General features: G+C 62.6%; 21 protein-coding genes. 12 read left to right on the forward strand and 9 right to left on the reverse strand.

What is annotated here, in order from left to right:
* Positions 1 to 83 precede the first annotated feature (83 nt).
* From acpS to CGLAU_RS02665, 3 genes are all read left to right on the forward strand, one after another.
* Positions 84 to 461: a holo-ACP synthase AcpS gene (acpS, locus tag CGLAU_RS02655; RefSeq protein ID WP_095659364.1), complete on the forward strand. Its 378-nt coding sequence runs from the start codon at positions 84 to 86 to the stop codon at positions 459 to 461.
* A gap of 74 nt (positions 462 to 535) precedes the next feature.
* Complete coding sequence (locus CGLAU_RS02660; protein WP_095659365.1) at positions 536 to 1255, forward strand: biotin--[acetyl-CoA-carboxylase] ligase; 720 nt, start codon at positions 536 to 538, stop codon at positions 1253 to 1255.
* A gap of 37 nt (positions 1256 to 1292) precedes the next feature.
* Entirely contained in the window at positions 1293 to 1748 is a 456-nt protein-coding gene (locus tag CGLAU_RS02665) for a hypothetical protein (RefSeq protein WP_095660989.1), read from the forward strand.
* Here the strand turns inward: CGLAU_RS02665 and budA are convergent.
* Positions 1745 to 2482, reverse strand: a complete 738-nt coding sequence (gene budA, locus CGLAU_RS02670) for an acetolactate decarboxylase (protein WP_095659366.1) — start codon at positions 2480 to 2482, stop codon at positions 1745 to 1747. The two genes, CGLAU_RS02665 and budA, sit on opposite strands and share 4 nt — an antisense overlap.
* 37 nt (positions 2483 to 2519) lie before the next feature.
* Between budA and CGLAU_RS02675 the strand changes: the two genes are divergently transcribed.
* Genes CGLAU_RS02675 through CGLAU_RS02685 form a run of 3 tightly spaced genes read left to right on the forward strand, consistent with a single transcriptional unit; the run spans position 2520 to position 4692 of the window.
* Positions 2520 to 3713, forward strand: a complete 1194-nt coding sequence (locus CGLAU_RS02675) for a 5-(carboxyamino)imidazole ribonucleotide synthase (protein WP_269768548.1) — start codon at positions 2520 to 2522, stop codon at positions 3711 to 3713.
* A gap of 3 nt (positions 3714 to 3716) precedes the next feature.
* The gene (purE, locus tag CGLAU_RS02680) at positions 3717 to 4217 is read left to right on the forward strand and encodes a 5-(carboxyamino)imidazole ribonucleotide mutase (protein WP_095659368.1); all 501 of its coding nucleotides are present in this window, start codon (positions 3717 to 3719) and stop codon (positions 4215 to 4217) included.
* Entirely contained in the window at positions 4210 to 4692 is a 483-nt protein-coding gene (locus CGLAU_RS02685; RefSeq protein WP_232507165.1) for a YdcF family protein, read from the forward strand. Before purE ends, CGLAU_RS02685 begins: the two co-directional genes overlap by 8 nt.
* On the opposite strand, the gene CGLAU_RS02690 is transcribed toward CGLAU_RS02685, so the two are convergent.
* Complete coding sequence (locus tag CGLAU_RS02690) at positions 4598 to 5737, reverse strand: DUF418 domain-containing protein (RefSeq protein WP_095659369.1); 1140 nt, start codon at positions 5735 to 5737, stop codon at positions 4598 to 4600. The two genes, CGLAU_RS02685 and CGLAU_RS02690, sit on opposite strands and share 95 nt — an antisense overlap.
* Positions 5738 to 5983: 246 nt before the next feature.
* Here CGLAU_RS02690 and CGLAU_RS02695 point away from each other — a divergent pair, with 246 nt between their 5' ends.
* The gene (locus CGLAU_RS02695) at positions 5984 to 7066 is read left to right on the forward strand and encodes an HNH endonuclease signature motif containing protein (RefSeq protein WP_095659370.1); all 1083 of its coding nucleotides are present in this window, start codon (positions 5984 to 5986) and stop codon (positions 7064 to 7066) included.
* Here the strand turns inward: CGLAU_RS02695 and CGLAU_RS02700 are convergent.
* From CGLAU_RS02700 to CGLAU_RS02725, 6 genes are all read right to left on the reverse strand, one after another.
* Positions 7063 to 7851, reverse strand: a complete 789-nt coding sequence (locus CGLAU_RS02700; RefSeq protein ID WP_095659371.1) for an acetoin reductase — start codon at positions 7849 to 7851, stop codon at positions 7063 to 7065. The two genes, CGLAU_RS02695 and CGLAU_RS02700, sit on opposite strands and share 4 nt — an antisense overlap.
* A gap of 141 nt (positions 7852 to 7992) precedes the next feature.
* On the reverse strand, positions 7993 to 8814 hold the full coding sequence (locus CGLAU_RS02705; RefSeq protein ID WP_095659372.1) for a carbohydrate ABC transporter permease: 822 nt from the start codon (positions 8812 to 8814) through the stop codon (positions 7993 to 7995).
* Positions 8811 to 9941 (reverse strand): carbohydrate ABC transporter permease, encoded by a 1131-nt coding sequence (locus CGLAU_RS02710; protein WP_095659373.1) that lies wholly within the window; start codon positions 9939 to 9941, stop codon positions 8811 to 8813. Before CGLAU_RS02710 ends, CGLAU_RS02705 begins: the two co-directional genes overlap by 4 nt.
* Before the next feature lie 147 nt (positions 9942 to 10088).
* Positions 10089 to 11387: an ABC transporter substrate-binding protein gene (locus tag CGLAU_RS02715; protein ID WP_095659374.1), complete on the reverse strand. Its 1299-nt coding sequence runs from the start codon at positions 11385 to 11387 to the stop codon at positions 10089 to 10091.
* A gap of 114 nt (positions 11388 to 11501) precedes the next feature.
* A complete protein-coding gene (locus CGLAU_RS02720; protein ID WP_095659375.1) occupies positions 11502 to 12200 on the reverse strand; it encodes a TIGR03089 family protein in 699 nt (232 codons plus the stop codon).
* A gap of 19 nt (positions 12201 to 12219) precedes the next feature.
* The gene (locus CGLAU_RS02725; RefSeq protein ID WP_232507166.1) at positions 12220 to 13797 is read right to left on the reverse strand and encodes an LCP family protein; all 1578 of its coding nucleotides are present in this window, start codon (positions 13795 to 13797) and stop codon (positions 12220 to 12222) included.
* Positions 13798 to 13852: 55 nt separating this feature from the next.
* Between CGLAU_RS02725 and CGLAU_RS02730 the strand changes: the two genes are divergently transcribed.
* The 3 genes from CGLAU_RS02730 to CGLAU_RS02740 all read left to right on the forward strand — a co-directional run bounded on the left by CGLAU_RS02730 (position 13853) and on the right by CGLAU_RS02740 (position 16529).
* Entirely contained in the window at positions 13853 to 14770 is a 918-nt protein-coding gene (locus CGLAU_RS02730; protein ID WP_415877141.1) for a glycosyltransferase family 2 protein, read from the forward strand.
* A 50-nt stretch (positions 14771 to 14820) separates the two neighbouring features.
* Positions 14821 to 15918 (forward strand): mannose-1-phosphate guanylyltransferase, encoded by a 1098-nt coding sequence (gene manB / locus CGLAU_RS02735; protein WP_095659377.1) that lies wholly within the window; start codon positions 14821 to 14823, stop codon positions 15916 to 15918.
* Positions 15919 to 16280: 362 nt separating this feature from the next.
* The gene (locus CGLAU_RS02740; protein WP_187370955.1) at positions 16281 to 16529 is read left to right on the forward strand and encodes a WhiB family transcriptional regulator; all 249 of its coding nucleotides are present in this window, start codon (positions 16281 to 16283) and stop codon (positions 16527 to 16529) included.
* A 67-nt stretch (positions 16530 to 16596) separates the two neighbouring features.
* On the opposite strand, the gene CGLAU_RS02745 is transcribed toward CGLAU_RS02740, so the two are convergent.
* Positions 16597 to 17079 carry a metallopeptidase family protein gene (locus CGLAU_RS02745; RefSeq protein ID WP_095659379.1) on the reverse strand — a complete coding sequence of 161 codons (483 nt, stop codon included), beginning with the start codon at positions 17077 to 17079 and terminating at the stop codon, positions 16597 to 16599.
* Positions 17080 to 17174: 95 nt separating this feature from the next.
* On the opposite strand from CGLAU_RS02745, the gene CGLAU_RS02750 reads away from it, so the two are divergent.
* Positions 17175 to 17699, forward strand: a complete 525-nt coding sequence (locus tag CGLAU_RS02750; RefSeq protein ID WP_232507168.1) for a DUF3499 domain-containing protein — start codon at positions 17175 to 17177, stop codon at positions 17697 to 17699.
* A gap of 10 nt (positions 17700 to 17709) precedes the next feature.
* On the forward strand, positions 17710 to 19071 hold the full coding sequence (locus CGLAU_RS02755) for a phosphomannomutase/phosphoglucomutase (protein ID WP_095659381.1): 1362 nt from the start codon (positions 17710 to 17712) through the stop codon (positions 19069 to 19071).
* Positions 19072 to 19077: the final 6 nt, after the last annotated feature.

A 19077-nucleotide genomic window follows, 5' to 3' on the forward strand; every position in this document is an offset into this window, starting at 1 on the left:
CGTAGGTTACGTCAAGGTAGCTCTGGGCGTTATAGTGCCGTTATACGCTGCTGTGAATTCAGTCACAAGTACGAAGGGGCCTGATGCACGTCGGAACTGATCTTGTTCACATCCCGTCTTTCGCGGCGCAATTGTCGCAACCCGGGACCCGCTTTGCGACGGTCTTCACCGACCGCGAATTGCGTAACTGCGCCGACAAAGTTGATCGAGACGCCTCCCTCGCGGCGCGGTGGGCGGCAAAAGAGGCGTATGTGAAGGCGTGGTCGAACTCGCACTACGGCACCCCGCCGGTGCTCGACGCCGACACGGTGAACTTCGCCGAAATCGAGGTCGTACCCGACGCGTTCGGCCGCGTCGCAATCGTGCTGCGGGGACACCTCGCTCGCGTCTCCCCGCCTGCGGCATCACTGTCGATCAGTCACGACGGTGACTACGCGCAGGCGGTGTGCGTGGTGCTGTAACAACGTGGTGGTGTAACAACCTCGCCGAGCTACTTCCCGCGGCGTTGCGTCGCCCAGCGTTAGACTCGCAAACCATGACTGTGCGAGACATCCAACGCATCCAAGACGCCGTCGCCGAGTACTGGCCCAATGTCACTTGGGTGGAGTCCACCGGCTCCACCAACGCGGACCTGCTGCGTGAGGGCGCGCCCGGCACCGTCCTCATTGCCGACGAGCAGACGGACGCGAAGGGTCGCCTTGGGCGTCAGTGGGTCTCGCCCAAGGGAGCGCAGCTGGCGATGAGCATGGTGCTCGAAGTCCCGGACCCGCCCCAGCCGTTCGGCTTGCTTTCAGTCGCGCCGGGAGTTGCGGTCACCGATGTCGTGCCCGAAGCGCAGTTGAAGTGGCCCAACGATGTGCAAATCGGCGGCAAGAAAATCGCGGGCATACTCTCGGCGCTCGAGATGCCCCGCGTCATTGTCGGCATCGGCATCAACGTCGCCATGCGGACCGATGACCTGCCCACCGACACCTCCACCGCGCTCAACCTTGAGGGTATCGAGGTCGATTTCGACGACTTCACCATCGACATCCTCACGGCAATGGGGCGGCGTTTCGCTCAGTGGCAACAGGGCGACCCGCAACTGCTCGCCGACTACCGAGCGGTCTGCTCCACCATCGGCCAGCAAGTTCGCATTGAGCTTCACGACGGCTCCGTGACCGGCGCCGTAGACACCATCAACGACGAAGGAGAAGTGGTCATCGACGGCACTGCCTACGCCGTCGGCGACGTCCACCACCTCCGCCCGCAATAACCCGGGGTGAACCAACCGCCGACTACACTTGTCCGACGTGGCGCGACAGGTTGAGTTCCGGGTCGGCGAGGGCGAAGTAGTCCTCGCCGATGTCAACGCGCCCTTGTCCACCCTGATCTTCCCGTTGCTGGAGCTGGTCGTGCTCACTGGCGTCGCCTGGATCGCGATCGGGTGGATGGACATCACACCGGGGATCCCGCCGGTGGTTCGCAACCTCGTCGTGGCGCTGTGGGCATTGCTTGCGTTCTTGCGCTTTCTACTACCGTTGCTGCGCACGCGCCGGCGGCGCTTTATCGTCACCGACCGCCGAGTCCTTGCTCGCGGGCGCAGCGGCTCGGTGGATTCCATTCCGCTTCGCCAGATCCACTCGGTGCGTCGCTCGCGCGGCGGCATCGATCTGGGCATCTACGGTTTCGGCAGCCCCATCCACTTCGAGCACGTAGGCAAGTCCCGCCAAGTAGAGAAGGTGCTGCACAGCCGCCTGCGCCGCTAGTCCTTCACCTCTGTGGTGTGCAGCTGCTTGTCCAGATCCTCCGGCGCCAATTCGCCCTCCTGGAACGCCGTGGTCACCGGCAGGTGTAGCGCCATGTCAGTGCCGGGGCACAGCTCGATCACCGCTTCATCGACGGTGTAGTCGAGCACATGCCCGCCGCTAGTGTGAGCGTCGTTGATGAAGTGCACGTGGCAGCCCGGCACGCCAATGCCCTTCGCGTACGCCGGGGTGCGGAACCCGCCGATTACCCCGTTCACGTCAGTGAAGCGGTGTTCCGCATCGTCGCCAACAGCCTCTGACATTGGCGGGTACGGCTTGGACTGCTTACTCACCGTGCGCACCACCACCTCGGAGAACCGCCCGGTGATTTTCACCGCGTAGAAGTAGTTCGCGCTGGGTTCCAGCTGGTCGATGAATGAAGACAGCTCCGCCCGCACCATGCCGTGCGGCGCGTCGACCCTGATCCGCGGCACGAAGTTCGTCACCACAGTAAACGGGGTGCGTTGGTCCAAGTCCGCCACGCGAGCTTTGCCGTCGGAGGTGAGTTGGTGGCATACACCGTCGAGAATCAGCATCTCGCCATCTAGCGCATCGAAGGTGCCCAGGCCGAAGTTCCCGTGGCTCAGAATGTCGCCGATGGTCAGTTCGCCGTCGTAGATTCCGTCGAGGAGCGCGGTCATTAGCGAGTTTTGGAAGATGGTGTGCCGTTGCACAGAATCAGCCTGGTCAGCCATATCTGCGATAGTAGCGCGGAGGGCTAGAGTATTCGGCGTGAGTAACGCGTATGGAATGCCCATTGTCGCCATTCTCGGCGACGGTCAGTTGGCACGCATGATGCAAACCGAGGCCATCGAGCTCGGCATTGAAACCCGTCTGCTGGCCCGAGAGCCCGACGCATCCGCGGCACAGGTAATTGCGGACGTGCGCATCGGCGATTACACCAACTTCGGCGACGTCGAGTCGATTGCGAAGGGTGCAGATGCGGTCACCTTCGACCACGAGCATGTGCCGAATGAGCATGCACAATTGCTTATCGACGAAGGCGTTGTCGTCGAGCCACGCCCAAACGCTCTTCTTTACGCCCAGGACAAGCTGAAGCAGCGTCGCCGCCTGAAGGCACTTGGCGCCCCGGTTCCCGAGTTCGCTCCCATTAATACTGAGGCGGATGCGGAGGCCTTCTGGAACGTCGTCAACGGGGAGGTCTGCGTCAAGGCCACCCGCGGGGGGTATGACGGGCATGGCGTTTGGTTCCCGGCGTCGATAAGCGAAATGCTCGACTTGGTGCGAACCGTTGATGTCCCACTGATGGCCGAGCGAAAAATCGGCTTCGACCGCGAGCTTTCCGCGATGGTGGCGCGCAACCGCTCGGGTGAGGTGAGGGCGTGGCCGGTTGTGGAATCGCGGCAGGAGGGCGGCGTGTGCCGCGTGGCCATCGCGCCGGCGCCAGGCTTGGATCCGGAGTTGGCGCGCGAGTGTGAGCAGTTGGCGTGCCGGATTGCCGAGGAGCTCGACGTGACCGGTGTGCTGGCAGTCGAACTGTTTGAGACGGACGGGCGTGTGCAAGTCAATGAGTTGGCGATGCGCCCGCACAACACCGGCCACTGGACCCAAGACGGCTGTGTCACCAGCCAGTTCGAGCAGCACCTGCGTGCGGTACTCGACTGGCCGCTCGGCGCGACGACGCCTACCGCCCCGGTGACCGTCATGGTGAACACGCTCGGCGGCGAAGCACGCCCCGAGATGCCGGTGGCGCAGCGGGTAGCCGAAGTGATGCGCCGTCACCCGCAGGCGAAGGTGCACCTGTACGGCAAAGATTTTCGTGCCGGGCGAAAACTGGGCCATATTAACGTGGCCACCGAATCGCTGGACGAGGCGCTGACGGTTGCTGAAGACGCAGCGCATTTCATTGTCCACGGCACGTGGCGCGACGCTGCCCACACCGCGAACAACGCAAAAGGAGAGTAAAGCATGCAGCCGCAGGTTGGTTTGATCATGGGGTCGGATTCCGACTGGGACACCATCGCACCCGCCGCCGAGGTGCTCAGCGAGTTCGAAGTGCCGTTCGAGGTTGGCGTGATTTCTGCGCACCGCACGCCGGTGAAGATGCTGGCGTACGCCAAGCACGCGCACGTGCGCGGGGTGAAGGTGATTATCGCGTGTGCCGGCGGCGCGGCGCACCTGCCGGGCATGGTGGCGGCCGCGACACCGCTGCCGGTAATCGGTATTCCCCGGGCGTTGGCTGACCTGGACGGGTTGGACTCGCTGCTGTCGATCGTGCAGATGCCGGGTGGGGTGCCGGTAGCTACCGTGTCCATTGGCGGCGCGAAGAATGCGGGCCTGCTTGCCGTGCGCATCCTCGGCGCCGGTGATCCTGCACTGGTTGAAAAGATGGCGCGCTACCAGTCGGATCTCTCCTCCGAGGTGGAACGCAAGGACGAGGCGCTGCGAAAGCGTTTGATGGGTGAGTAAGCACCCAATCGTGGTGCTCGGCGCCCGAGTGATCGACGGGCGCCCGTCACGCATGCTTCAAGCTCGCTTATCGACGGCCATGGGTGTCTACCGGTCTGCCCCGCGACCGATCGTCGTCAGTGGTTACGGTGAAGCTGAACCGATGGCTGCCTGGCTGGTGGAGCGCGGGGTGCCTGCGGCTGATGTGGTGTTAGAGCCGCTGGCGCGCTCGACGAACGAGAACCTCGAGCACGCGTGGGCGATGTACCCGGATGCGGAGCGCCTAACGGTGGTCACCAGCGCGTTTCATGTCGCTCGCACGCGAGTGTGGGCGTGGCACCTGCAGATCCCGGTCGAGGTCGTGTCTGCGCCGATGCCGCCGGGACGGCCGCTGAAGAATCTCAAGCAGTACGCCCGGGAGCTGATTGCGGTGCCGCATTCCTTGGCTCGGGTGTTGTGGCGGCGTGTGATGCGTCGGGTGCGGGCGGGGCGTTAACGGGTTCCGGGGTAGCCGGCTCTGGGGCAGCCGGTTTCGGGGCAGCCGGTTTCGGACCGCCGCCAGCATTCCAGGTGAGCCAACGCCATGCCTTCTCCAAAGGGCCTTGGCCAAAGTATTTGAGCCACAGCGTTGAAAGCAGCGACTGGACGACCAGCATCGCGGCCATCACCGCGAATCCGGTGAGGAACATGTCGTTGGTGACCACATCCGGGAGCCGCGGGATGCCCAGGGCGATGCGTGCGCCGATGATCACGAACGTAGCCACGATGTAGTTCGTCAGCGCCATGCGGCCAAGCGGCGCGAACACGGCACCAAGGAATGGACGCAGGGGAGTGCGGACAAGCACCACGGCGAGGGCCGCCCACGTCGCGGCGTACACCAAACCTGCCACTGACGCGACGAAGGGATACTGCTGCGTGCCGTAGCTGGAGTACTGCAAGTACTCCATGGCTGCGGTGAGAGGCAAAAGGCCGATCAGGGCGTAGGCGGCGGGAGTCGGGTCTTGATCAAGCCGCATCGGCAGCGACCATTCGGCGAACGCGAACCCGAGCAGTAACAGACCCGGAATCACCAGGATGCCTCCCAGCGGCGCTCCCGCCAGCGTGAGAATCACGCCGAGCCACGTCGCGGTGGTGCGTCGCCGTTGGGTGTCTCGCACGAAGGTGAGGGGAAAGAGCACAACGAATCCGAATTCCGCATAGAACATCAGCGCCTCTCCTGGGTGCAGGAATTGGTGGGCGATACCGAGCAGCAGGAGCGGGGCAAGACGGCGGGCCATTACCCGCGGCTCGCTCACACCACGCCGTCGAGCACTTTGCATGATCATGCAGAACCCGATACCGAAGAGGAAGGTGAACACAGGGAAGAAGCGCTGGCGGGCCAGCAGATCGAGCCACATGTACGCTGGCGTCTCCGCATCCGGATTGGGGTAGAGGATCCACTGCTGCTGCACGTTCACAAATGCAATGCCGCACAAGGCGATCCCGCGCACAACGTCGAGGGACAGCATGCGGTTAGAGATGGAGGTATTCGATGTACGCATACTCTCTACCTCACTGGGACGCGAAGTGAAACGCAATGGTGTGCGCACTCTATTGTCGGTAGCGCCAGCACTACCATTGGGCCAGCGGGTTACCTTGCTGTATCGCGCGGCGCTCTCTGTCTGCCCAGCACAAATGACCAGCTCAGAACCGAGCCTGTGGATAACTCGGCGGTGTCTCAGGACTTATCCACAGGCTGGAGGGTCGTGCCCTTCCGTTCAACGCAAATCGCGTTTAGGGTGCGCAGCATGAACAACTTCCACGATTTCCTCCACGCGATATCAGCAGCAGCGCTGGACACTCTGGTGGGCTTCGACCGGCAGGCTGCACTCGACGCCGGCGTTGACCCGTCCAGGGCGAAAGCCTGGGCTGAACTCCACGACGTTTACTTCGGAACCACCAACTCACCCCAAAAGCAGCGGCTCGCTGGTGAAAAAGCCAGGCGACACGGCTTCTCCCTCGACCAGCTGGCGCTGCTGGAGCGGCGCCTCAGACCCATCAAACACGCCCGCACTCGGATGAAGCTGCGTCTCGCCCTGCTCGACGCAAAATGCACGTACAAAAAGCTCAGCGAACTGGCAAACAAGCTAATCCCGAAGACACCGCCGGAACCGCCGCGGAAACAGGTGAGCTTCACGCGCTCTCGTCAAGGGTACCGAACCATGCGGGTCACAGCGGACGAGCGTGACCTGGCCGACCTTGAGCATGCTCTGCGCGCTGATCTCGACTCGACAAAACCCATTGCACAACAGATGTTGGAGCGTTTCCTCGAACTCATGCGTGGCGACGGAACGGGCGTACCCAAGGCGGTGCCCCGCCCGTTACTACTCATCCCGTTACCGGAGTGGATCAAGGTGCTGCGCGACGAGGGCGACGACACGGTGCTCGGGCTTAGCGACGGCACGACGATCACTGGTGCCGAATACCTGAACCGGCACCACGCAACCGTCGAAAATGGCCTTGAGGCTGCTCTCTTTCACCCGGAGGAAGGGCCGGTGAACCTCTACCGCGATCAGCGTTTTGCGAACCAAAAGCAACGCGATCTCGCGCGGGCGACGCTCACGATGTGCCCGGTGCCGGATTGTCGCCAGTCAGCCGACTCCTGCGAGATCCACCACATCAGGGCGTGGAAGCATGGCGGCGAAACGAATCTGAACAACCTCGCCCCGCTATGCCGGTACCACAACAGGGTCAATGATGATGACCCTGAGCGCGCCCGGCGCGGCCGCATTGAGAACGTCAGCGGCACGCCGGTATGGCACTCGCCGCGTGGCTACCGCGCCACCAACACGCACCATCCGTACGGAGCGATGCAGACCTTGTTCGGTTAGCGGTAGACCAAGCCACCGTCGGTGAGGATCGCCTGACCGGTGATGTAGTCCGAGTCCGGCGAAGCCAAGAACGAAACCAGGTTGGCCACGTCCTCCGGGGTTTGAGCGCGCCCAAGCGCAATGCCCTCGACGTTCTCCTTGTACGTCGCACCCAGCTCTGCACCGGTTAGCTCATGGAACCGGCGGTCAATGTCTTCCCACATGCTGGTGCCCACGATGCCAGGGCAGTACGCGTTCACAGTGATTCCGTCCTTGGCGTACTCCTGGGCGGCGACCTGGGTTAGGCCGCGGACTGCAAACTTGGAGGCCGAGTATGCACCGAGGATCGGGAATCCATCGTGTCCAGCGATCGAGGATGCGTTGATGATCTTGCCCCCGTGGCCGCGCTCCTTGAATTTCGCGGCTGCGGCCTGAATGCCCCAGAGGACACCCTTGACGTTGATGTCAAAGAGCGCGTCAACTTCCCCGTCCTCGATCTCCGCAATCGGCTGGACCTGGGCGATACCGGCGTTATTGACCATGATGTCAAAACCGCCGAGCTCCTCTTCGGTGCGTGCGATGGCGGCGTAGATTTCGTCACGCTTCGACACGTCTGCACCAATTGCGATAGCTTTCCGGCCGAGCTGCGCAATCTGATCGACGGTTTCCGCGCAAGCGTTTTCCTCGAGATCGAGAACCGCTATGTCCGCGCCGTCCTGAGCTAGACGCAACGCTAAGCCTTGGCCGATGCCGCGGGCGGCACCAGTAACGAGGGCGACCTTGCCGTCAATTCCCTGAGTAGGCATGGTGTACTCCTTCCGTACCGTGATTGGTTGACACTTTCCACCGTACAGAAGCCTGTCCAACGCGGAACGTGGCGTTTACCACTCGTTTCCGCAACTCCAATAGCCGCGGCTACCACCCCGCCAGTACGCGAAGACGGCCGGTTAGCCCTTCACACCGCCGGCGGTCAGGCCAGAGACGATGCGGCGCTGGAACACCAACACCATGATGATTAGCGGGATGGTCACCAGGGACCCAGCCGCCATGATCGCGGCGTAGGGGTACTCAAACGCACTCGGGCCACTGAAGCGCGCGATGGCCACGGTCACTGGCTCCGTCTCGGTGGTCGAAAGCTGGCGCGCGAGCATGAACTCGTTCCACGTCGTGATGAACGCGATGATTGCGGTGGTGAAGATCGCCGGTGCGGCTAGTGGCAGTAGCACGAGGCGGAATGCCTGGCTGCGGGTTGCCCCGTCGACGCGCGCTGCCTCCTCGAGCTCCCACGGCAGCTGCTGAAAGAACGAGATGAGCGTGTATACCGTCAACGGAAGCGCAAAGGAGATGTTCGGGATGATCATCGCGCGGTAGGTGCCAATCCACCCTAGGTCCCCGAATAGCTGGAACAGGGGGGTCACCAGCGCGATGCCCGGGAACATCGAGGCAGCCAGGATGATGCCGGTGATGAAGCCCTTGCCGGGGAAATCGAGCCGCGCGAGTGCGTATGCGGTGAATACGCCGACGAGCACCGCGATCGCAGTTGTTGTCAGCGAAATGATCAGCGAGTTGCCGATCGCCCCGAGGAAGTCATTGCCCTTGTCCGTCGCCAGCGCGTCACGGAAGTTGTCGAGCGTGACGTGCGTCGGCCATGGAGTGGTGTCGAACGTGTGCCGTTTGTCGCGCAACGCGGTCACCAGCATCCAGTAGAACGGGGCAAGGCCCCAGATCATGATGAAGATGACGCCGAGGTAGTGACCAAGCTTTTTCATCGCGAAGCCTCCTCAAGTCGGGCATTCAATGCTTCTGCATCTTGAGCAGTTGCTTGTCGACGGTCCTTTGCTCCGTGCTTTTCTTCCTTCTTCTGCGTCCTCTTGGGTGTCCTCTTGGGTGTCCTCTTGGGTTCCCTGACGGCGCCACCCACATCGGCACCGAGGAACCGGATCATGATGAACGCGACCGCAAAAATGAGCAAGAAGATCAGCGTGGACAGGGCAGAAGCGGAGTTGAAGTTGTTTTGCCGCATGTCTTCGACCACCAGCTGCGAGATCGTTGCAGTGGGAGAGTTCGAGGAGCCGGAGATCATGATTACTGGGAGGTCGTACATGCGCAGTGCGTCGAGAGTGCGGAAGAGTACGGCCACCATCAGCGCCGGGCGTACGAGTGGCAGGGTGATGCGGGTGAATTGCTGCCACGTCGACGCTCCGTCGACACGCGCGGCTTCGTATACGTCTTTCGGAATCATCTGTAGTCCGGCGAGGATCAGCAGTGCCATGAACGGCGTGGTCTTCCATACGTCGGCGATGATGACGGCAAAACGCGCAGCCCACGGGTCAGTCGTCCAGGCAATGTTTTGACCCATCACAGAGTTGACGATGCCGCTGGGTGCGAACATGAATTGCCAAAGCTTCGCGGTCACTGCCGTCGGGATGGCCCAGGGGATGAGCACCGCCGCGCGGATGAGCGCGCGGGCCTTTGACGGGTGGTTCATGATGAGTGCCATTACCATGCCGAGGATCGTCTCCAACGCGACAGTGACCACGGTGAAGAACAGGGTGATTCGTACTGCTGGCCAGAAGTCGGTGGCAAGAACGCCGGGAGGGCAGGCGCCCACCACGCCGGATGGGCTCATGCACCGATTGGTGATCCAATAGAGGTAGTTTTCGAGGCCCGCGAACCCCCCGTCCACAAATACGCCGGTGGATGGGTCAAGGCGCCGGTTTCCTTGGAAGGACAGCCAAATCGCGCGCACGATCGGGTAGCCAATAACAATGGCAAGCACGATGAGGGCGGGTGCGATGAGGGCGTAGGCCTTTCCTTTGTCACCCTGCTTCTGGTTTCGACGTGAATTTGGCGCCTTCGTGCGCCGAGTGGTGCCAGGCTCAGTGATGGTACTCATGCCAGCCTTCGGATCTATTTGTTCCATTGGGGAGTAAACGGGCCAACGCCCGCACCGGATTTTAAACGGTTGCGGGCGTTGGGCGCGCCAGTTTGATGACCTGGTTCGCAGGTGTGTGAGTTTCCAGGTGAACTACTGGGGGGTGAACTACTGGGCCTGCTTGATGGCGGCAGCCATATCCTTGGTGGCGTCATCGACGCTCTTGCCAGAGGTAAGCGCTGCGTAAGCGTTGTCCTGGACGGCCTTGGAGATCGCCGGGTAGAACGGGGAAACTGGGCGTGGCTTCGCGTTTTCCAGGGATTCTTTCAATGCCGGCAGGTACGGATGCTCCTTGATCAGGTCTTCATTGTCGTAGATGGAGGCCAGCACCGGCGGGAAGGATGCTTCTGCGAAGGAAAGCTGATTCTCCTCTGAAATAATGAACTCGATGAAATCGCGGGCGGTTGCCTTGTGCTTGGAGTTCACATTGATGCCGTTGTTGTAGCCGCCGAGGGTAGACACGCCGACCCCCTTTTCTCCAACGAGTGGCTGCACCTCGAAGTTCAGGCCTGCTTCCTCGGAGTTGGAGTACATGTACGGCCAGTTGATGGCGAACGCGGTGTTGCCTTCGGTGAAGGCCAGGTTGGTCTCCTCTTCGGTTGCTGCAGTGGAGGCGGAGGCGATGGTGCCTTCCTTGTATGCATCAACAAGAGCTTGCAGGCCGGCCTTCGCCTCTGCGGATTCGACGGTCGGCTGTCCGGAATCGTCAATAACTTCGCTGCCCCAACCGTGGATGAAGTCGAGCGTGTTCACGGTGAGACCTTCATACTGCTTGAGCTGGGTGGTCAGGCAATCTGCGTCGCCTTCCATCGCCTCGCAGGCAGATTTGATGTCGGCGAAGGTGTCCGGTGCCTCCGGAATCATGTCCACGTTGCGGAACAGCAGCTGGCCGTTGGTGTTCTGCGGCAGGGCGTAGAGAGTGCCGTTGTAGGTTGCGGAGTCCACCGTGGATTGCAGCAGCTCGGACGTGTCGATCTTGTAGTCGCCCTCGAGCGGCTCGAGCCACTGGTTTGCGGCGAAGTCGGCGGTCCAGACAACGTCGAGCGCCATTACGTCGTAGTCGGAGTTACCGGCCTGCAGGGACTGCACGAGGGTGTCTCGCTGGTCGTCCGCCTCACCAGCGAGCTCACTGAGCGTGACTTCCTCGTCCGGGTGCTCTTCGTTCCACTTCTCAATGATCGGGATGACCTTGTCTGTGTCGTTCCGGCCCATAGCGAACGTAATGGGTCCGCGATCCTCGCCAGTAGCGGCCTTGTCGCCGTCTTTGGTGGACACGGCAGTCGCGGTGTCGGTTGCAGTTTTGGTCTCAGTGGTGTCGCCGTCGTTGGAGCAGGCCACCAAGGTGGCGGAGCTGAGTGCGAGAGCACAGATGGCAGCGCCAGTCTGGCGGGTTGCAAGCTTTTTCATACACAGACCTTTCGAATCGGAGGTGCCTTTAATCTAGAAGACCCAGGAATCCGAAAACGCCCAATTTGGTTGTTTACCCGACAATGGGGGTAGAGCTGGGGGAATGCCGGGAGATTAACCCGCAGTTAAGAATCGCGTTACCTTCTCTATCTGTGCGATCTCGTTCATCCGATTCGTCGAAACCAACCCGGCGGCAACTACCACCGAGCCCCCCGCAGCCAGGGGTGCGAGCACCGCATGTTCGAACTCATCCGTGGTGCTCCAGTGCGGCACCAAGTAGCGCTCGGCACCAAGCTCGTCCCGCGCAAATGTGCTGAGCTCCGGGCTTTCACCGAAGTACTGGTCGCCGTAGAAGCGGACGGTCGGCCCGAAGTCGATGGTGCCAGGGGGAAGGGCACCTCCGGCTTCCACAACGCCGCGACCGAACGCATCGTCAGAGACCACGACACAGTCGCACTCCGGAATGCCGTTCCAGGTGTCAGCGCCTGCAAGTGAGGTGAAGACGACGGTGGGGTTGTGCGTCGGACCGTCGAAACTCGGACCGTCGAAATTCGAACCGTCGAAACGCGGAATGCGCGAGGAGTTGTAAGTGCCGAGGGCGATGACCGTGGCCTGCCATGACACGGGCAGGTCAATGAGCACAGAGGAATCGTCTTCTAGCTCGAATTCCTCGTCGAGCAGGTTCGCGACCTTGCTTGCCCAGTTCTCTAGCGTCTGGCCCGAGAATTCCATGCGGGTGCCGCGCGCGTCGTTGTAAACGGTCAGGCGCGGCGATGCCGGGTCAGCGCGCAGGAGTGGGGAAAGCAGGCTCATGCCCGCCAGCGTAGACCAATTAATTCACGCAGCGCGGGCCCGAGCCGCCGGCGGTGATTTCGGGTGCGACCTCGGCCTCGCCGAAATCAGCGCCAGGCGTGCCGACGGGCTCTTGGAACTCAACCTGATTGTCAGCGTCAAGGGCGCCGGGCCCGGTGTAATCGTCGGCGATAACAAGGGCGATGCTGCCCGGTTCCAAGTTCGGGTTTGCGCTCACCGGCAGACCGCCGAGCGCGCGCGCCAGCTCCCGCGCGGCCGAATCATTCTCATCGGCTGCAACGACTTGGGAGAACGAGTAGAGGCCCTCCATCGCATTGGAAACGTCAACCACATTCACGTTTGCGGTTCGCAGGTGGTCTGCAACGGCGCTCGCCTGTCCCGAGATGGTGCCAGCGTTAAGTACGTAAACATCGTGACCTTGCAGCTGCGTGCCGATCGCCGGTGCCGTCGTCTGCGGCGTCGTTTCCTGCTCCTCGGGCGGATTCACCTGCTCATCCATAAACCGGTGCACCTGACCGACATCGACGGTGACGATGGATTCGCCAAGGTCGCCCACGCCGTTGACGGAGGTTACCGGAATGGTGGTGAAGGTGACATCGCCACCAGCCAAACCGGACATCTGCTGGGCAAAGCCCATGATGTCCCAACCCTGGTCCAGTGTGAGCGAGCGCTCGGCGGCATTCGCTAGGTCTCGCAGTCGCGCGGGATTGGTCAGGGTGCCAGCGGAAAGCGTCTTCTGCACTAGGGAAGCCATGTACGACTGCTGGCGGACAATGCGGTCGAGGTCCCCACGGGGCAGGTCGTGGCGCTGGCGTACGAACGACAGTGCCTGGGCGCCGCTGAGCGTCTGCACGCCTGCGGGGAAATCGGCACCTGAAAGCGGCTCCTGCACGGCCTCGTTCAAGCACACTTCGACGCCGCCGACCGCATCGGTGAGCAGAGCAAAGCCGAGAAGCCCGACCTGCGCGTAGTGGTCGACTTCCACCCCGGTGAGATCGGCAACCGCCTCGATGAGCCCCTCCTGGCCTGCGCGGGCAACCTGCTGCTCAAGGGCCTTGCCCTCGGACATGCCGGATTCCGTGAGTTCTTCACGCTTTTCCAACGCGTGCGCGCCGTACACACCGTTGATCTTGAGATTGCCGTAATCATCCGTGTGCACGTACGTGTCGCGGGGGATGGAGACCGCCGTTGCGCGCGAGCCGTCTTCCGGAATGCGAACAACCATGATCGTGTCAGTATTAATCTCGCCGTCTGCGATGCCAGCGTTGAGCCGCGCTAACTCCTCCTCGGACAGCGGGTTGCCCTGGGCATCGGTGCGGGAATCGGAGCCAACAAGCAGGATGTCGACGGCACCGTCGAGGACTGCCTCGTTGCCTCCTTTACCTCCGTGGCGCTGAGACTGGAGCTCCAGCTCGGATGCGCTGAGCTGGTTGCTGAGCCGCCCCACGGTGGCATAACCGACACCGGAAACAAGGATCGCTGCAGCTGAAAGGAACGCGAGCACCCACTTCACGACGGGGTGTCCAACCTGGCTGACGTCCCTCACACGGGAGGGTGCCGGCTGGATGTCGCGAGCGCGCCTCGAGTTGTCCGTCACAGGCGGAGAGTATACGGCACCGCTAGCTATATCTTTGCGTTCGCTGAGTAAGCTATTGCCCATTGTGAATAAGGCAGCAAATGATGGGACTTTCGGTCAGGCCCCGCTCGCGGTGGTGGCCGTGACCTACTCTCCAGGGCGCCATCTGGAAGAGCTGGTCGCTTCTCTGGAGACGGCTACGAGCACTGGCACAGTATTACTGTGCGCGGATAACGGGTCGCGCGACGGCGCACCCCAGTCTGCGGCAGCAAACCACCCGACCGTCGATTGGTTCTCCACCGAGGGCAACATTGGTTACGGTGCGGCGATTAATGCGGCCGTCGCAAAGCTGCGGGCGAAACGGGATCGTGGCGAGATCAACCCGAATTACTTTTTGGTGGCCAATCCGGATGTGACGTTCGCTGAAGGGGCCGTCGATAAGCTTTTGTTCTGTCTTGACCGGGCCCCGCGGGCTGGTGCTGCCGGCCCGCGCATCGAGGAGGCTGATGGTTCGACATACCCGAGCGCGCGCGAAGTGCCCGGGCTGGTGACGGGGATTGGCCACGCGCTGCTCGGGCAGGTGTGGCCGCGCAATCCGTTCACCGCTCGCTATCGGGCAGGTGCGGATATGTCGGTGCAGCGTACAGCGGGCTGGCTTTCCGGCTCGTGCCTCCTGGTGCGATGGGAAGCGTTTGAAGAAATCGGCGGCTTCGATGAGCGCTATTTCATGTACCTCGAGGACATCGATTTCGGCGATCGACTCACCCGTGCGGGTTGGGAAAATCTGTATTGCCCTGCGTCGGTGATCCAGCATGACCAGGGCCACGCAGCGCACAAACATGCAAGGGTGACGGTGCCGGCGCACCACGAATCTGCGTTCCGTTTCCAGCGCGACAGGCACCCGCACTGGTGGCAAGCGCCGATCCGTGGGGCGCTGTGGCTGGGGTTGCAACTGCGCAGCGTCGTGTCGTTGCGTCGCGGGGCAAAGCCGTAGCAGGCAGAGTAGAGAGCAAACAGCAGAGGATCTTGGAGCGAGGAAACAGCATGGTTGAACACACCACTGAAACGCGTGCCGCTGAAGTTGATGCGGTGATCTTGGTCGGCGGGCAGGGCACACGGCTGCGGCCGCTCACGGTTTCCACGCCGAAGCCGATGCTGCCGACGGCGGGTCATCCGTTCTTGAGCCACCTGCTGGCGCGCATCGCGAAGGCCGGTATGCGACACGTGGTGTTGGGTACTTCTTACAAGGCGGAGGTGTTCGAGGAGTACTTCGGCGACGGCTCGGAGCTTGGCCTGGAGATCGAGTACGTCGTGGAGGAGGAGGCGCTGGGCACCGGCGGCGCGATCCGCAACGTATACGACCGCCTGCGCTACGACACTGCGATGGTGTTCAACGGTGACGTGCTCTCGGGTGCGGATCTCGGCGCGATTCTGAACACGCACATTGAGGGCGACGCGGATGTGACCCTGCATCTCGTGCGGGTGCCGGATCCGCGCGCGTTCGGTTCGGTACCGACCGACGCGGAGGGGCGCGTGCTCGAGTTCCTGGAGAAGACGGAGGATCCGCCGACCGACCAGATCAACGCCGGCTGCTATGTGTTCAAACGCGAGGTGATCGCGGGCATCGATGCCGGACGCGTGATCTCCGTTGAGCGCGAAGTGTTCCCGGGCTTGCTATCCGACGGCGCGCGGGTCCTCGGCCACGTCGATTCCTCCTACTGGCGCGACATGGGTCGCCCAAGCGACTTCGTGCAGGGCTCATCGGACTTGGTGCGCGGTATCGCGTACTCGCCGTTGCTGGAGGGCAAGACGGGCGAATCGCTTGTCGACGCCTCGTCTGGCGTGTCTGGAGGGGTCATTCTCGTCGGAGGCACGTCGATTGGGCGCGGCTGCGTCATCGGTGCCGGCTCGCGTATCGACGATTCGGTGTTGTTCGATGGCGTGACGGTGGAGCCCGGAGCCGTCGTGCGCAATTCCATCATCGCCGCGGGAGTGCGCATCGGCGCGAACGTGCGCATCCAAGATTGCGTGATCGGCGAAGGTGCGTCTATCGGCGCACGGTGCGAGCTTGAGGGCGGCATGCGCGTCTGGCCAGGCGTGAACATTCCCGACTCCGGAGTGCGTTTCTCACCCGATGCATAAGCGACACGCCGGATCGGTCAACTTGTGACCTAGTGCGGGGGACAGTACTACATCTTGTACCCCCTCCGTTCACCCCCGGGAGGGTCCTAACGATACTCCTGTGACTGGTGTGACTCAGGAGATTGTTTTGCTGGGATATCCATAAGATTGAACCAAGATCTCCCTACCAAGGTTGCAGTCATTTGGCGTTCCGGTGTCTAATCGCATTGGTGTAAGTCACCGCAGTCAGCACCGGCCTTTACCAGCAGGTTGGCGCAGGCAAACGGCGAAAATGTAATTGATATTCTTCGACAACGGAAGCAAGGGAGGGCGTGAAGGCTATGGCTGATGACGCCATTCTCCGTGGCGCTGCCGCGGGAGGAATGACCCTGGATGAGCTGTTCGGCACCGTCGAGCAGGAGTGGCAAGACCAAGCGCTTTGCGCCCAGACCGACCCGGAGGCGTTCTTCCCTGAAAAGGGTGGTTCGACCCGTGAAGCGAAGCGCATCTGCAAAGCGTGCGCGGTGCGAGACGAGTGCCTCGAGTACGCGCTTGAGCACGACGAACGCTTCGGGATCTGGGGCGGGCTGAGCGACCGCGAGCGCCGCCGCCTGAAGAAGCAGCTGGGCTAGTTTACGCTGCGACTCGCATTGGTGCTGAGCACCACAAACTGAAGCTCAGCACCACAACCTATTGTGGCTACCAGGGAAAGTCCGGGTCGACATCTCGGGGGTCGAGATTCAGGTAGTTCGCCACCAGAGCAGTCAGGATCCAAGTGAGCAGCTCGGAGCGCTCTTCGGGGGTACGCGACCGCTGCTCCACAGGGCGGCGAAACACAACAAACCTCGCTCGGGTGGGGTTTCCATAGCAGTCAACGCCGGCTTGTAGCACGCGCCCAAGGGGGACTGGGCCGTCGGCGACAATCTCATCCGGCAGCACCGACATATCAGCGCGCAGGCGCATCCGCGGAATGGTGTCCACCGCTAGATCTACTCCGGAGAGCTGATCAAAATACGCGTTGTGCAGCGGCGCATAGGTCTCCAGCACCAACTGGTCGAATGCCATAGAGCGTGTCCGATATCGTGGCACACCCACAGGAAGCACCGGCCCGCGTACGCCGCGTCCGTGCCGGTCGCGGCCAGGGCGCAGGTGTAGCGGTGTGTTCGAAGATCCGGGGTGCATAGCACCCAATGCTAAGACTCGCGCTCGACGCACAGACCCCGGCACGCCGCACCTCCACTACACAAAACTCAAGCCGGGGTTTAGACTTGGCCAGCGTGAATACTTTCCGTCGATGCTGCCGGCCAGGGTGCGGCCGGCCCGCTGTAGCCACACTCGTTTACGCCTACGCGGAATCGACGGCGGTTGTCGGCCCCCTCGCGCCGGTCGCCGACCCGCACGCATGGGACCTCTGTGAGCGTCATTCCGCGCACATCACTGCCCCAGTCGGGTGGGAGATGGTGCGCGTCGAGCAGATCGACATCACTGACGACGAGCTGGATGCCATGGACGACGCTGACCTCACCGCGCTGGCAGAGGCGGTGCGCGAGGCGGGCCGCGTCACTACCGGCCTCGTGGACACTTCCCAGGACCCCATTGAGTACGGCGCCACCCACGATTTCAACGATCCGGAGACCTCGAACCACCCGGTTCACCGCACAAAGCGCGTGGAAGAGCAGGCGGCGGCTGACCGGGCCGCGCGCCGCTCGCACTTGCGCATCGTGCCAGACCCCGCTGACCCGTCTGCAACAAACGGCGCGTCTGCTTCGACCCGCCAGGATCCGGGGGGCCAGGCGGACTAAGCTATCCCGCATGTCTGTTTACAGCGAAGGCACTCTGAACAAGGTCATCAAGGCCTATGACATCCGCGGCGTGGTCGGTGAAACTATCGACGAGGCGTTCGTCCGCGACGCCGGCGCCGCGTTCGCCCACATCCTGCGCGAGGAAGGCGAGCGCCGCATCGCGGTGGGCTACGACATGCGTCCGTCCTCGCCCGCACTTGCGGCGGCGTTCGCTGAGGGTGCCACCGCCCAGGGACTCGACGTCATCGATCTCGGGCTGACTTCCACCGACGAGCTGTACTTCGCCGCCGGCACGCTGAACTGCGCCGGTGCCATGTTCACCGCGTCGCACAACCCGGCTCAGTACAACGGCATCAAACTCTGCCGCGCCGGCGCAACCCCGGTCTCCACTGACACCGGGCTCGCACGCATGAAGCAGTTGCTTATCGACGGCATCCCGGCTTACGAGGGCGGTCAAGGGGGCGTCGATAGGCAAGATCTGCTTCCTGACTACGCAAAGTTCTTGCGAGACCTGGTCCCTGTGAGCCGACCGTTGACGATTGCTGTGGATGCGGCGAACGGCATGGCGGGGCTGACGGTGCCGGCGGTGCTGGGCGACATGGATGTGCGCGGGTTGTATTTTGAGCTCGATGGCACGTTCCCGAACCACGAAGCGAACCCGCTGGACCCGAAGAACCTGGTTGATCTGCAGCGTTTCACGGTGGAGCAGGGGGCGGACATCGGCCTGGCGTTCGACGGAGACGCGGACCGCTGCTTTGTGGTGGATGAGAAAGGCAACCCGGTCTCGCCGAGCGCGATCACGGCGCTGATTGCTACGCGCACGCTGGAGCAGCACCCGGGCGCGACCATCATTCACAACCTGATTACCTCGCACGCGGTGCCGGAGATCGTGACCGAGCTTGGTGGCACTCCGGTGCGCACTCGCGTCGGCCACTCCTACATCAAGGCCGAGATGGCGCAGCGCCAGGCGCTGTTCGGCGGCGAGCACTCGGCGCACTACTACTTCGCGGAGTTCTTCAACGCGGATTCCGGGTTGGTGGCGGCGCTGCACGTGCTCGCGGCGCTGGCGGAACAGGATCAACCGCTGAGCGAGCTGATGGCGGAGTTTGACCGCTACGAGGCTTCCGGCGAGATCAACTCCGAGGTGGCCGACCAGGACGCGGCGACCCAGCGTGTGCTTGACGCGTTCGCGGATCGCACTGCCGAGATTGACCGGCTCGATGGCGTGACCGTGCAGCTTGCGGATACCCCTGCGTGGTTCAACGTGCGCGCCTCCAACACCGAGCCGCTGCTGCGTCTGAACGTGGAGGCGTCGACCCGCGAGGAGGTCGACGCGCTGGTGGCCGAGATTCTGGAGCACATCCGCGCGTAAGCTCGC

It is taken from the genome of Corynebacterium glaucum (genome assembly GCF_002287505.1).
Taxonomy (GTDB): Bacteria; Actinomycetota; Actinomycetes; order Mycobacteriales; family Mycobacteriaceae; genus Corynebacterium; species Corynebacterium glaucum.